Here is a 14,747-nt window from a genome sequence, read left to right on the forward strand (position 1 = left end):
ATGCCTCCTGAAAGTTCGATGGTGGTGCGTCCGGTACTGAAAAAACTGTGGTGAGTGCACCTGCACTTACATTAAATTGGCATCGAGTTCTTAGATATCAGTCTTTTTTTTACATGTTTGTTAGGAGTGCTTACATGTCGGCTATCCCTCCCCTCAGTTGCCTGCGCAGCTTTGAAGCCGTCAGTCGTTTAGCGAGCGTCACTCTCGCGGCGGCAGAATTGCATGTCACACACTCGGCAGTCAGTCAGCAGATCAAAGTCCTGGAAGAGATGCTCGGGGTGACGCTGTTCGCGCGTGAGGGACGCGCCCTGCGCATCACTGAAGACGGCCGCCTGTACTCACTGCAGGTGCGTGAGTCGTTGAATAACATTGCCGACGCTACACGCCAGGTCAAAGCGCAGCCCAAGACTTCAGAGCTGGTGGTCGCGGTTATGCCGTCGTTCGGTTTTTCCTGGATGCTGCCGCGCATTGGACGGTTCCAGGCGCGCTACCCGCATATCACCGTGCGCCTGCAGGCCAGCCTGGCGGTGACCAACTTGGCGCAGGAAGCCATCGACGTCAGCGTGCGCATGGGCCGGGGCGATTGGGATAACGTGCAACAATTCATGATGTTCCACGATGAAATGATCGTCGTCGCCGCCCCCGGCTTCAACGGCGGGCAACTGCCCGAAACGCCGGCGCAGATCGTTGCCAGCCCGATCATTTTCACTATGGATTCCTGGCAGCCCTGGTGCGAAGCCGCCGGCCTGAACATCGAGGTAGCGCGTAAAGGCTTGTGCAGCAACGATTCGAACCTGGTACTGGAAGCCGTGCGCCTCAAGCAGGGAATTGCCCTCGTGCGCCGCAGCCTGGTACACGACGCCATCGGTCGCGGTGAGCTGGTGCAATTGAGTGACTATGCGGTGCCGTATGCCTATCCCTATTGGCTGCTGCTGCCGGACCGAGAACGCACCGCGGTCAGGCGCCAGCAGTTTGTCGAATGGCTGAGCGAGGAGGTGGAGCTCTATCTGCAAGAGGTCGATCAGCTGCGTAGATCGTCTGTGTAGCGACTCATCCCAGATGCCCTAAATCGCCCGGTGTGCGGCTAGTGCCTATTTAACTTTAATAGTTATGGATGGTGAGGGCTGGGCGAGATACCGCCGAAAAATAATGGTGACTGATAATGGCTGGTCCCTCACTTAAAGTGAATTAGCAGAAGTGCGAGTAGGTTAAAAGCTTAGACCTTGTGAAAAAATATAACTTTTTCGACTGATGCCTTACTTGGCGTTGCTAAGTAAGGCGTCAGGTTGATTTATGCTAGTGGATTTTCTATCTCTTGTAGGTGACGGCTAGCGTTGTCGGATAAAATTTAGCTATTTCGTAATCTGGGTTGTAGGTTGCGATATTGTGAGCCGCAATTGTAAGTCCGGTTGCTACCCCGCCAATGATAGTAAGTGCGCCGACTCCGAGGGCTGCTATACGACCGGCCGTGTATACCCTGCACGTGAATCCTTGAGCCTCAATTAGCTTTTCTATAGTTTCTACTGTGTCACCAAAAAATCAGATTCGATTTCTTTTATTTTGAAAGACTTTTTTCTGTGATCATTGAGGAAATGTCCTCATTAGAGATTTCGCTGGCTGAATAAACACTGATGTCCATGTTGATTCCATTCGCCAGTGATATTTGCACAGTTTAAAACAGGTCTTTGTTAAGGCCCAAGAGCATCATGTTTTTATCGTAGCAAAGTGGCACTGAGTCGCAGCTGCCACCTTTTTTCTTTACATCCTTTTTATCCACCTGCGGAAGATGTTTGGGTAAATCCTGATCTTCGATGTCTTGCCCATTGATCGAGCAGTTCAAAACCGTAGTTGCCATGCATACAACTTCAAGTTTGCTTATGTCTACCAGGCTTGATGATGGTTTTTTCCTTTCCTGTGGTTCGTAACGCTTTCCTCCGTAGCCTGGACCTGTACCTTCCTTGTAAGCCGATGACCTCTGGAGCTAAGGCTGACGGGCGTTTCAGTAACGATGCCTTCATCTATGACGCGGCAAAAAACGAATACATTTGTCCAGCTGGCGAAGCGCTGATCTGGCACTACTCCTACGTTGAAAAAGGCCTGAAGTTGCATCGTTACTGGAGTTCGAAATGCCAGGGCTGCGCGTTGAAGTCGCAATGCACTCCGAGGACGGAACGACGAGTTCGACGCTGGGAGCATGAAGACGTATTGGAGGAAATGCAGCTTCGGCTGAGCAAAGCGCCGGAGATGATGCGAGTCTGAAAACGGACGGTTGAGCATCCCTTCGGGACGCTCAAACAATGGATGGGTGCGACGCACTTCCTGACGCGAAAGCTGGCCGGGGTGAGCGCGGAGATGAGCTTGAATGTGCTCGCCTACAACTTGAAACGCGTTATGAAAATCATCGGTGCCAACGGTTTGATGAAAGCGCTGACGGCCAGAAAAAGGCTGATTTTGGCCCACCATCCCAGAGGCTGTAAAAACAGCGTTGGCGTGTTCCAAGCTGCGACTGATGCGGCCCGCAGCATGACTGTACGATCGCTCAGCCAACGAACGAACGTCACTGCTCCACGACGATGAGCTCCATGAGCGTTTTTACACACCCTGGGCCAATAGCTGCCGTTAATCCACCCGTCAGCCTATTCATCCAATGTGAATGCGATTACGTAATCTCCCCGATCAGATGAGCCACGAGACCCACTGGCGGTTAACACTACAAATTGTTTACCTGACTTTTCGGATAAGTAAGACATTGGCGTGCTTTGACCACCAACAGGAAGCTTTCCTTTCCAAAGTAGGCGCCCTGTATCTGTATCGAAAGCTCTGAGGTAATAGTCCAGTGTTCCGCTGTAAAAGGTTATTCCGCCATCCGTCGTCAATGGGCCTCCGACTGAAGGCATTCCGGTTTCCATCGCCATGTGCGTCTTTAGGCCTAGCGGGCCGGTGTCAGCCGGCGTGCCAAGTGGAACCTGCCAAGCTATTTTGCGGGTACGAAGGTCGACTGCGGTTAAGGTTCCCAGCAACGGCGCGTTACAAGGCACCCCTAGAGGCGAAGTGAGATAATTGTTGATTACACCGAAGGGCGTGCCGGCCTGCGGGGCATAGCCCGTATGACCGTCTCCAGCATTTGCTGGTTCCTGATCTCTAGGAACCAGCTTCGATAACATAACTATGCGAGTGTCGTTAAGAATCAAATACTGGCGTTTTTTATCCAGAGACGCTCCTCCCCAATTCATCCCTCCCGAGTTTGCCGGATACTCGAGTGTGCCCTTTACAGATGGGGGAGTGAAATCGCCCTGGTATCGATATTTGTGGAATTCGATCCGGCACAGTAGCTGATCGAACATCGTCATACCCCACATGTCCGCTTCTCGCAGTTTTCCGGTACGGATCTGCGGCATCGCTACGGAATATGGTTGCGTCGCAGAGAGGCGCTCTCCAGGCGCTGGGTCGTTTGTGGGAACCGGTTTTTCCTCCACTTCTGACAATGGCACGCCGGTTCTGCGATCCAGCATGAAGATTTCGCCGCGCTTAGTGATCTGGATGAGTGCGGGAATGTCAGCTGCACCATGTTCGCCTGGTATGTCGTATAAGTTGGGATGTGCGGGAACATCGTAGTCCCAAACATCGTGGTGAGTTGTTTGAAAGTGCCACTTTTCTTTACCTGTATGATAATCAACCGCCACAACAGAAGAGCTGTATTTATCCGATGCTGCCGTTCTTTTTCCGCCCCAATAGTCTGGCGTCGAGTTGCCCGTTGGAAGGAACACTAGACCTAGTTTTTCGTCAACGGATGGAAACGCCCAAACATTGGGGGTGCCACGTGTGTAGCTTTGGCCTGCTGGTGGGAGCTTATCGATGCGAGCGTTACCCAAATCCCATGCCCATAAAAGAGAGCCATCCATCACATCGAAAGCCCTAACTACTCCAGAAGGCTCGTCGACCGACATGTTGTCCCACACCCAGCCAGCGATAATTATCATGTCATTTTCGACCAGGGTAGGCCCTGAAGTTTGCATATAATAACCTGGTGAGACTTCTCCCATACCGGCCTTAAGATTAACACTTCCAGCGTCTCCGAAGGCGTTGCATGTTGTGCCTTTGTCGGCATCTAACTCAATAAGGCGATTGTCGATAGTTGACAATACAATTCGGTGAGCGCAGGTGGCATCGGGTGGCACTAGTACGTCAGGACGGAAAGTGTTCTTTGAGGTATCTACGTACGCCAAACTTCTACATCTTTGCCAAAGAGGCGATTTTGCTTCGCTCCTGAACTCCCATTTTTTCAATCCGCTGTCAGCATCTAGCGCGACAACAGTATCGTTAGGGGTACAAACATAAACAGTGCCGTTTACTTCTAGGGGCGTATTTTGATCTTCTGCGCCATCTCTAGCGACATCTCCGGTGCGATACATCCACGCGACTTTGAGATTTTTTACGTTCTTGCGATTTATTTTGCTATATGGGACATGACTGAAACGTTCATTGGAACCTGCAAACTGGGTCCACGGTTGCCCTGCATCGCTGAGTGGTTCTTCGGCTGCCGGGTTCGTATCTTTGGCAATCCCATGGACGATGAACAGACTGCCGAAGCTGAGGCACAGTGTCACTACCAATACTGAAGCCAAAGCAATGTGAGTGCGCGGCGTACATGCTTTAGGGCCTGTGCAAGGAAGCCACAGGTGAAGCAATACGATGGCCAGCGTGGCCGCGATTGGTGCGAATATCCGTGGAAAAAGATACCAGGCATTATCTCCTGATTCCCAGAGCGCCCATGCAACTGTCGCAACGGTACCAACCATGGATACTGGCACAGTCATCTCAGAGCGTCGTGTCAGCAACACAGCTATTGCTATCATAAATGCGCCATAGAGCGCGTAATAGTAAGCTCCTCCGAGGTTGATGAGTTCAATCCCAAACCAAGCCAAAAAAAAGCCCATGGTCAGGAAAGCAAAGCTAACCAGCCCGGCTACGAAAGCCTTTATTCGTGTAGGACTGCGTGACTGTACGGACATATCGTTACCTCTAAGATTGGACGTAAGGCTTCGGATACCTGACGCGCCTCAATGGACTTTCGTTTTAGTAATCAAGTGCTGCGATACGGTGGAAACGTTGAGTTTTAGTTGCTTAAGCTGAAAAAATTAAGCTCTGTTCAGTTGGTGGCGCCTATAAAAATGTTTGAAGTTTGTATTGTTTCACGCTTGGGAATTAATTGGTCGGCCCTGGTCGTTTCAATTATGAAACCCTGCGTTTCTATTTCTTGCTTATCAAGGCGTGTCTTATCCGGTTGTGTTTGGAATATACTGTGGCGGTGGAGTTGCGGTTCCCAGAGGCTCCGAGTCAAAAATAATCGTTATCTAACTGAAAGCCTGCGCGATTGCTTGGGGTTGAGAGCGGGTCGGTGAAGGCTGTCTATTTAGTTTTCAGTGCGTTGCTTGAGTTATGAGTTATGAGTTCTGGCATTTATTTTTATGAGGTATTTTAATGTGGGTTATGGTGGGTTGAGGCTACTCTCAATAGTTGTCATGTGTGTAAGCTACTTTTCGGAAAGTTATTTTTTTGTTCCTCAGTCGCGCGCCGTTTATGGGTTTGAGAGTGCGGACGTGAACGGGTGTGTTATAGCGCAGGGCGTCAAATGTAAGAGTTTTTACAGTTTGCCTTTTGAAGGTCGAGGATATAAGTGTGAGATGATTTTTTTGGATTGTTCTGGTGTGAGCAAGATTTCTAAATGCTATGGCGGACTATTTGATGAGCGTCGCCTTAAGTGTGGGATTTTATTTAAGGGTGTTGCGTGTTTGCACGGATCTGATCACAACAGCTGGCTGCAGGGTGAATGTCCGTTGGCCTTCGGCAGTGAAGATGAAGCGTGCCTTCGTTATGAGGTTAAGGATGCATGCAAGTTCGCGGAGCCAACAGTTTTCTATGAGGTTGGTGATGAACTTATCAATGCAGAAGAATTCAAAAGAAACAAATACATCTTTTGATATTGGCCGTTTGAGTGTCATGAAACGTTTCCCCAGGGCGTGTAACGGTGCCTTACTCCACAACAAATTGTCGGACGCGTACCTCGGCAAAAGCAGTTCGCTTGTATGACTGTGGAAAGCGTAGGTGATCCGTATGTACAAGCTCCTACCTGGAAACACTCTGGATATGATTGCTGGTGGCGCTATGAATACAACTAGCTGGAAAATTTGCGAGCACTGTGACGCCGTCTATCCACCCATATTTCTAGAGCGTGGGCAAAAAGCGAGTTGCTTGCGTTGCGGGGCTGTCCTTGAGGTGGTTGGCCGCTTGAGCATTCAACAAATGCTGGCACTTTCTATCAGCGCCGCGATTGTCTTTTGTTTTGCCAATGCATTTCCTGTGGTGTCTATCAGCTTGCAAGGTTTAGGTAATGAAGCGACTTTGTGGCAGTCGATAAATGCGTTGGCCCAAGGACATATCAGTGTAATCGCCGTTGTGGCCGGCCTAACTGTCATATTCGTGCCCATGCTTCAAATCATGGTGCTGTGTTGGGTTCTAAGCTTTGCTATGGCAGGCGTCGCCGCACCTGGTTTTTGTGCTTGTATGCGTGCGCTTGAATACCTCCGTCCGTGGAGCATGCTGGAAGTATGTTTGCTGGGGATTCTGGTTGCAATTATCAAGCTTAGTGGAATGCTTGATGTGCATCCTGGCTTGGGGCTTTGGGCATTGGCAATGCTGACGTTGTTGATCATCCCGATTTCCGGCAAGAATATTCACCGTCTTTGGGACGAACTTGAAGGGAGACGTTCGTGAGAAGGCCTCCCTATGCCCGCGATATGAATTTAATATTATGCCATATTTGCGGTAAGGCTTGCGCTAATATCGCTCATCGCTGCCCGCGCTGCAGTTCGGGGTTACATCGACGCAAACCAGACAGCCTGGCACGTACGTTCGCTTTCTTTATCGCCAGCCTAATTTGTTATATCCCCGCTAATTTGCTACCGATGATGTACACCGATATGTTCGGGAGTGGTAGCGAAAATACCATCTTGAGCGGGGTAGTCGAGTTTTGGGACAGCGGTTCCTGGGATATCGCTCTGCTGATTTTTATCGCAAGTATTGTGGTGCCGTGTATGAAGTTTTTAGTGCTCGGCACGTTGCTGGTTACATGCCAATTACGCAGTCGATGGGCCATGCGAGAACGCTCAAAACTCTACCGCCTGATTGAGTTGATCGGTTATTGGTCGATGCTTGATGTACTGGTCGTTGCACTGGTCGCGGCCCTCGTACAGTTCCATTCGCTTGGTAGTATCGAACCTCGCGAGGGTATTTTGTTTTTTGGTTTAGTTGTGGTGCTAACTATGTTCGCAGCTATGAGTTTTGATCCCCGACTTATTTGGGATGCAGAGGTAGAAGATGCCTGATCACCAACGCTCCACCCTGACGCTTTTGAGTCCAGAGGTTCGTAGTCGACGCGTCAATGTTTCTCTTGCCTGGCTTGTGCCTATAGTAGCTGGCTTGATCGGCATGTCGATGGTTGTGCACAAAGCTATGTCAGCAGGCCCACAAATTGTAGTCACCTTTCTCACGGCGGAAGGGCTCGAGGCCAACAAGACTCAAGTAAAATATAAGAATGTTGTAATCGGGAAGGTGACCTCAATCGCTCTAAGTGACGATCGGGTACACATTGATGCGAAGATTGAGTTGGATCAATCTGCCCGGGCTTTTAGCTCCCGCGGTACACGGTTCTGGGTGGTACGCCCGCGCATTGGTGCTAGTGGAGTATCGGGTGTAGATACACTATTGTCTGGAGCCTTTATCGGTGCCGATCCAGGCGAATCAGAGGCCACGGATAATACGTTCATTGGCTTGGAAAGCCCGCCGGCCATCATTTATGGCAAGAAAGGCAAGCGCTTTACCCTGCACTCCGCAGACTTGGGGTCATTGGATATAGGCTCTCCTGTCTATTATCGCCACATTCAGGTAGGCCAAGTGGTGTCATACCAACTTGCCGGTGCCGGAAAAGGGGTAGATGTTGATATCTTCGTTAATGCTCCGAACGATCAGTACGTGCGCAAGGACAGTAGATTCTGGAATGCCAGCGGCGTGGACGTCAGCCTTGGTGCCAATGGTCTAAAGGTAAATACTCAATCGGTGGCCTCAATATTAGCCGGCGGTATCGCCTTTATGGAGCCCAACTACAGCGATGATAAATCTCTCGCCGGCGAGCGCTCTGACTTCACTTTGTTTGATGACATGGAAACCGCGCTGGCGCGGCCAGACGGTCCAGGATTTTATGTACAGATGCGTTTCGACCAGTCCTTACGTGGCCTGGCGGTGAACTCGCCGGTAGAATTCTTGGGGGTGAACGTTGGGCGCGTGGTCTCGGTAGATCTAGATTACGACGCAAAGGAGGAGTCTTTCCCAACGATCATTGGAGTCGTTATTTATCCTAATCGCCTAGGCAAGGCGCACGATAAGTTAGTCAAGATGGGAGGCGATAATGATGCCAAGGGCGCCCATCTAGTCGCGCAGATGGTCACGCACGGCCTTCGCGCTCAGGCTCGAAGCGCTAACCTGCTCACGGGGCAGTTGTATATCTCAATGAACTTCGTACCAAACGCGAAACCCGTGGTTTTTGACTCGTCTGCGCATCCGTTGATCATCCCGACCATTCCGGGAAGCCTTGACAAGGCCCAAGAGCAGTTGCAGGCCTTCCTTGACAAGCTTAGCAAGATCCCGATTGATCAAATCGCCGACAGCTTCAACGGCAGCCTGGGACAGTTAAACAAAACCTTGGTTAACTTTAACGGCCAAGTGCTTCCAGAAATGCATGAGACGCTTGTGCAGACGCGCAAAACCCTGGCAACTGCAAATAGTAGTTTAGAAGAGGACTCTCCTCAGCGTCGGCAACTTAGCCAAGCAGTGTATGAAGTGCAGCGCACTGCGCGTTCGATTCGTGTGCTCACCGATTTTCTCGGGCGCCAACCAGAATCTCTGATCCGGGGTCGTTTTAAGGATGGAACGCCCGATGCCTATCAGCCTCCGTCTTCAAACTCTCGTCAGTTTGATCAGGAATAACCGACATGACTCTTCGTTTCGTGGCCCTGTTTTTTACACTTGGCTTGTCGGCGTGTGGTTCCCCGCCGATACGTTATTACACCCTGATGTCCACGGCGCCCGAGCAACGCCAGGCAGTGACTGCTCCAACTATTCAATTCGAGATGCTGGACGTGCGAATGCCAATGCAGGTAGACCAACCCCAAATGGTGGTGCGCAAGAACGGAGAAGGATTGGAGTTGTTGGAAAGCGAACGTTGGAGTGCGCCTTTGGCCGATGAGTTTCGTGACGCGGTTGCCGGGCAATTGGAGCGAAAGTTGGGGGGGCGTAATATTGCCGGGTTTCCCAAAGCGAACAGTACGCCTGTTATTTTGGTACAAATCGACATCCGTCGGTTCGACTCACTTTTAGGGAACTACGCATTAGTTGATGCAATGTGGAATTTGAGTAAACATGGTGAAGGACAGAAACCTGTAAATCTTACCTGTGCCAGTGTAATTCGGGAGCCAGCAGGCATGAGCTTGAACTCGATGGTATTCGCGCATCAGAGGAATATTGGCCGCTTAGCTGATGATATAGCGCGGGCTTCCAAAGTGTGGGCTTGCCCGGCGTTTGGGTAGTAGGCACCAGGCATTTATTACGCAGATCAATACGGATGGTGGATGATCTCGCAGGTCTGAGGGGAGAGGGCTGACCTTTAGGAAAACAGTGATCGGTTTAACGCTAGTGCTCGGTGCACGAATCTCAATAATAAGATGGCGGAGTTGCAGTGATGAATGGTCTCAGCATGGCTTCCAAAAACGCTACAGAACGGGCAGGCGTTCCGGTTTATGCTACGGACTCGATAATCCTTCTCTGGTTTCGGCCCGATTTACCGCGAGAGGAGGCTAGGTTTTACTGGAGGGGAGTGCATGCGCAAATTGTCGCTCGTAATCCTGCTCTTTCGGATTATCGGCAGCATCACTTCGCTTACGGATGCAGCGGGCTGTGGCCAGCTATTGATTTTGTTGAGACAACCATTCCACATGACCGCAGGATTGACGGAATACCGGAACTCCGCTTTAAAGGAAGAATGTCGTTACTTATCAACAGTAGATATAGCAAGAAGGTGTTGAGTGATGAGGTGAACGTATTTGCTCGTACACTTCTATATGTTACCGCGCCAAGAGGAGGGGCATGGTTCAAAGGCGGCTATGACAAGCCCGTTGGCTTTCGATGTGTCGCATTAATAAAACGGAAAAAAAGCGTGAGTGGTGAGCAGTTTGGGCGCTTTATCAGCGAGGAGCTTTGTACAATTCTGAATGATTCACCAGAAATCCTGGAGCTGCGCAGCCAAATATTTTTGGAGTGGAAAGAGAGTCTGTGGCAGTCCCCTGGTGTCGACCATGAGAACGCAGAACATGACCAATATCATGCAGCAGTGATTATAGGTGCTCGTTCTAAGGTGGGTATGGTGCATGCCCTTAAGCGTGTAACAGAGGGTGATTTACCTTCGAGGCATGCTTGGTTTTTTAGTGCTATCCATGCTTATGAGGTCGAAAGCACATATACATATTGTCGAGAAGGCCGCCCAACACTTCCACAAAAAACGCCGGCGCAAAAAGCATCAATTGAGCCGTTAAAGCGAACTGTTGCTCCACCTACCGGAAGAGCATTGAGAGCATCATCCGAACGGAAAATTCTCAAGGCAACTAGAATACCAATCTCTGGGTCTACTCCTGAGGACGTCATTGTTGACGCTCAAGATCAATTAATTTGCGGAGTGGGCGATGGCCGAATATTACGAATTGATCCTACAACACGATTAGAAGTTACATTGTGCAGTACGGGAGGGCGTCCCCTTGGGTTAGAGCTCGCTGCAGATGGCAGGCTAATAATTTGCGACGCACACAGGGGGCTGCTTTCTTTTGATTTTCAGACGCAAGCGCTGGTTCCCCTGGTCGAGTTTGTTAATACGTTTCCACTTCGATTCTGTTCAAATGCAACTGTGGCCAAAGATGGAACCATTTGGTTCACAGAGTCCACCTCCCGTTTTGACTTTGAGCAGGCTGCGGGAGCATTTATCGAGCACAGGCCATCAGGACGGCTGTTACGGCGTGATCCGAATGGTGAAGTTACCGTTGTTTTATCGGAGCTCTATTTTCCGAACGGGCTTAGCCTGAACGATGATGAGAGTGCTGTGCTATTCGTTGAGACTGCTGCCTACAGGCTCAGCCGCCTTTGGGTGCAGGGTGATCGCAAGGGCGATTTTGAAGTGCTGGCTGATAATCTTCCGGGACTGCCCGATAATATATCCCGCATAAAAGATGGACGCTTCTGGGTAGCCATGGTGAGCCCCCGTATACCGGCACTGGATTCATTTGCAAGCGCTTCGTTGATATTCCGTAAACTTATCTGGGCAATGCCTAAAAAATTCCAACCTAAACCCAAGCGCACGGTGTGGGTGTTGTGCTTTGATCAAGACGGCCGGCTTCTGGAGGATTTACAAAGTTCAAGCTTGGACTATGGGGAGGTAACGGGAGTCGCGGAGCTAAATGGACGGCTGTATCTTGGGACTGTTGCATCTGGCGAAAGAGCTCTGTTGGAAGTTGAGTTTGATTTAGAATCTTCAATCCTAGCAAATAGATAATAGAATAAATATAAAACGTAAAAGATGGATGATTTCTTTTGCTGGCTCAGCAGTCTTGGTAGTATTGAAATTAAGTTTCGCCTGAGGGAGAAGTTTTCATTGATTGTTGAGAAAGTGCAGCGTGCTATTGGCCTGAGGCGTAATGTTGATTATGTGGCGCTTTTTTTGTCTGGGTGGTGCTAATTTTCTTCACGGTTAAGCGTGAAGGTATGGTAAATAACGCGGGGCGTTCACAAGCCTGTTTTCACTTGTTCAAAACAACTGTAGTATTAATTGTGTTCCGTTTACAAGCGCAACTCATTGAGTCAGCTAGACTGCACGAGAATCAGTCTTTGCTATCACACACACACGGTGATTTTTAAATGAGGTTGTCCATATGACTTCAGATAAGCATGATGGTTTTGTGATTTTTGCTACGGTAGGCGATATCGAGTCAATTTCAGGTGCCGCGAGGGCTTTGGGCCTGCCTAAGGCCACCGTTAGCCGAGCGGTGTCAAATTTAGAATCGGTTTTTAACGTTAAGTTGATTGAAAGAACAGCACGCAAGAGCCTATTAACAGAAGCGGGAAAAATAATGTATGCTCGATGCTGCAGGATACGTGAAGAGATTGCTGATGTAAGTTCTGAAATCGCCGCATATCGTGGAGAACCCATGGGGACTCTTCGGGTAGGTTGCCCGAGTGATATTGCGAGAATTTTACTAACGCCCTATCTACATAAATTTCTGGAAAGATACCCTGATATTGATCTTCGTATAAACGTGGGTGAGCGACTAATGCCTGAGGCGACATCCCTTGATGTCGTATTGCACTCAGGATGGTTATCCGATTCGCGTCTAGTTGCTCGAAAATTGACGGAAATACAAACCATATTGGTAGCCAGTAAGCAATACGTTTCGAGAATGGGTGTGCCTGCTTCACCTGAAGAGTTATCGGAGCACGCTGTAATAGGGAATTATTATTTAGACGGCCATTCAACTAATCCTGGGCGATTACCTGCTTATGTGCCTAAGTTAGAGCTGATTCGTAATGATAAAAGATATGTATTACCAACATGGAAGCGGTTCGCATCAACAGATCATCATCAAATTTTAGAGTTAGTAAGAAACGGACAAGTTATCGCGCCGTTACCAATCGCTTCAATTATAGAGAGTATTCTCCGTCGTGACCTCGTGCAGATCTTGCCGGATTATAAAATTTCAAACTGTCCAGCCCTTTATGCGCTTTACACCGATAGGGTGTCAATGGTGCCAAAGTTGCAGGTGTTTCTAGGGTTTGTTGAGGATATAATTGCTCGTCAAAAAGAGGCTGTTAGCCAGGCTATTGAAAGTTATTTTAAGCAAAGCTTTTAATGGTTTAAAGTCCTTTGTACAGCTTTTGGGTTGGTTGGTTTGTAGCTTAACTTGGTCTGGCTCTGATCGTCTTATATAAATGCTATCGTTCCATTTTTGAAACGCTTGGTTTCGGTTTGAAGCCTTTTCGTATGATGTCTTACAGGTGATAGTAGGTCCTACATTAAAGGATCATCGCTATGGCCGCTATAAATATCTCATCTCGCGGGTTTGTTCGGTTACCCGAATTAATTGAGTTGCATGCAAATGAATGTCCGTCCAAGAATGCAATTGTCTTTGGTCGGGAAGAAGTTAGTTATGGACGGCTGTATGAGACCGTACTGCAAATCGCATCTGCTCTGCGCAGTGCCGCAGTAGTCCGTGGAAGCGTCGTTGCATTAGTTTCAAATACAAATGTTTCGTCGCTGCTGGTGTTTTTGGGAGCAGTGACCGCAGGTTGTGTTGCCGCTCCGATCGCGCCGTCAGGCAGTGCTGAGCAGATCGCAGCAATGATTGAAGATTGTGCTGCATCCATCGTGTTTATAGATTCATTTGCGAAGGCCAGAGTTTCCTTAGTTAATGTGCCGGTTGTTGAGTTGGAGTTACTGGGGAGTTGGATTAATAGCTGGCCTGAGGATTTGGAATATATAGCACCGAAAGTCAAATCCAGTGATGCATTTAATATCATCTATTCGTCTGGTACTACGGGTGTACCCAAAGGGATCGTCCAAACTCACGGTATGCGTTGGCGCCAGATTGTGGCCTGCGCAATTGCTGACTTTTGCGATGCAGTGACCTTGGTCGCTACACCATTGTATTCAAATACAACCATCGTTAGTTTGCTACCAACGCTGGCGTATGGTGGAGCCGTCGTGCTCATGGAAAAATTTGACGCAAGGGCGTTTCTCGAAGAAGCCGAGCGAACACGCGCCACTCATACGATGTTAGTGCCCATACAATATCAAAGAATCATGAGCCTATCTGATTTTGGCAGTTTCAATCTTAAAAGTTTTCGTTTTAAGTCTTGTACGAGCGCACCATTTTCCGCTGATTTAAAAAGAGATGTTATCAGTCGTTGGCCTGGACGTTTGGTGGAAATCTATGGCATGACGGAAGGCGGTGGCGCCTGTCTTCTATTTGCTGATGAATTCCCGGAAAAGCTTCATACGGTCGGACAGCCCGCTCTTGGAAATGATATCCGCGTTATAGATGAAAATGGACAAGAGTGTGCGAAAGGCGAAATTGGGGAGGTAGTCGGGCGCTCTAATATTATGATGCAAGGTTATCACGGTCTGGCTGATATAACTGAAGCTGCTCTATGGACCGATGCTCTGGGGGATATATTTATTCGCCATGGGGATCTTGGACGATTTGATGAGGACGGGTTTTTAACCCTCCATGGTCGTTCTAAAGATATGATAATAAGTGGTGGATTTAATGTTTATCCTCCTGATATTGAGTCAATAATTCGTCAACATCCAGCTGTCGAAGACTGTGCTGTTATCGGAGTGCCTAGTGATGTGTGGGGGGAGTCGCCATTCGCTTTTTTTGTGCTTAAAAGAAAAAGTGTTAGTTCATTGGAACTCATCGAGTGGGTTAACGCTAAAGTAGGCAAAACGCAGCGCTTATCTGGCGGTGAGATTATCGATGAGCTGCCGATTAGTTCGATTGGCAAAGTACTCAAGCGTACGTTGCGCGAGCGATACACAATGCGCGTGATATCAAGCAAAGGAGTTTTACTTTAATGGAGATTAAGCTAAAGGGGCG

The 14,747-nt window shown here is 49.1% G+C and carries 11 protein-coding genes and 1 pseudogene; 10 read left to right on the forward strand and 2 right to left on the reverse strand.

Annotated elements, in window-relative coordinates; all coding sequences use genetic code 11:
- Positions 1-134: 134 nt before the first annotated feature.
- Entirely contained in the window at positions 135-1,046 is a 912-nt protein-coding gene (locus AC07V4_RS15695) for a LysR substrate-binding domain-containing protein (protein ID WP_492637001.1), read from the forward strand.
- Positions 1,047-1,672: 626 nt separating this feature from the next.
- Here AC07V4_RS15695 and AC07V4_RS15700 read toward each other — a convergent pair.
- Positions 1,673-1,855: a hypothetical protein gene (locus tag AC07V4_RS15700; RefSeq protein WP_492637000.1), complete on the reverse strand. Its 183-nt coding sequence runs from the start codon at positions 1,853-1,855 to the stop codon at positions 1,673-1,675.
- A 95-nt stretch (positions 1,856-1,950) separates the two neighbouring features.
- Between AC07V4_RS15700 and AC07V4_RS15705 the strand changes: the two are divergent.
- Positions 1,951-2,436: pseudogene (locus AC07V4_RS15705) on the forward strand (transposase); the annotation flags it as partial.
- 200 nt (positions 2,437-2,636) lie between these two features.
- Here the strand turns inward: AC07V4_RS15705 and AC07V4_RS15710 are convergent.
- Complete coding sequence (locus AC07V4_RS15710) at positions 2,637-5,012, reverse strand: membrane-bound PQQ-dependent dehydrogenase, glucose/quinate/shikimate family (protein WP_492636999.1); 2,376 nt, start codon at positions 5,010-5,012, stop codon at positions 2,637-2,639.
- Positions 5,013-5,708: 696 nt separating this feature from the next.
- On the opposite strand from AC07V4_RS15710, the gene AC07V4_RS15715 reads away from it, so the two are divergent.
- From AC07V4_RS15715 to AC07V4_RS15750, 8 genes are all read left to right on the forward strand, one after another.
- The gene (locus tag AC07V4_RS15715) at positions 5,709-5,981 is read left to right on the forward strand and encodes a hypothetical protein (RefSeq protein WP_492636998.1); all 273 of its coding nucleotides are present in this window, start codon (positions 5,709-5,711) and stop codon (positions 5,979-5,981) included.
- Positions 5,982-6,165: 184 nt separating this feature from the next.
- A complete protein-coding gene (locus tag AC07V4_RS15720) occupies positions 6,166-6,774 on the forward strand; it encodes a paraquat-inducible protein A (RefSeq protein WP_492637188.1) in 609 nt (202 codons plus the stop codon).
- A gap of 23 nt (positions 6,775-6,797) precedes the next feature.
- Entirely contained in the window at positions 6,798-7,385 is a 588-nt protein-coding gene (locus AC07V4_RS15725; protein ID WP_492637187.1) for a paraquat-inducible protein A, read from the forward strand.
- Entirely contained in the window at positions 7,378-9,042 is a 1,665-nt protein-coding gene (locus AC07V4_RS15730) for a PqiB family protein (RefSeq protein ID WP_492636997.1), read from the forward strand. Before AC07V4_RS15725 ends, AC07V4_RS15730 begins: the two co-directional genes overlap by 8 nt.
- A 5-nt stretch (positions 9,043-9,047) precedes the next feature.
- Positions 9,048-9,641: a PqiC family protein gene (locus AC07V4_RS15735; protein WP_492636996.1), complete on the forward strand. Its 594-nt coding sequence runs from the start codon at positions 9,048-9,050 to the stop codon at positions 9,639-9,641.
- A gap of 287 nt (positions 9,642-9,928) precedes the next feature.
- A complete protein-coding gene (locus AC07V4_RS15740) occupies positions 9,929-11,650 on the forward strand; it encodes an SMP-30/gluconolactonase/LRE family protein (protein WP_492636995.1) in 1,722 nt (573 codons plus the stop codon).
- 376 nt (positions 11,651-12,026) lie between these two features.
- Positions 12,027-13,001 (forward strand): LysR family transcriptional regulator, encoded by a 975-nt coding sequence (locus AC07V4_RS15745; RefSeq protein ID WP_492636994.1) that lies wholly within the window; start codon positions 12,027-12,029, stop codon positions 12,999-13,001.
- Between the two features lie 179 nt (positions 13,002-13,180).
- Positions 13,181-14,725 (forward strand): class I adenylate-forming enzyme family protein, encoded by a 1,545-nt coding sequence (locus AC07V4_RS15750; protein WP_492636993.1) that lies wholly within the window; start codon positions 13,181-13,183, stop codon positions 14,723-14,725.
- Positions 14,726-14,747: the final 22 nt, after the last annotated feature.

The sequence above is a fragment of the Pseudomonas sp. GW821-FHT03A09 genome, from assembly GCF_059421065.1.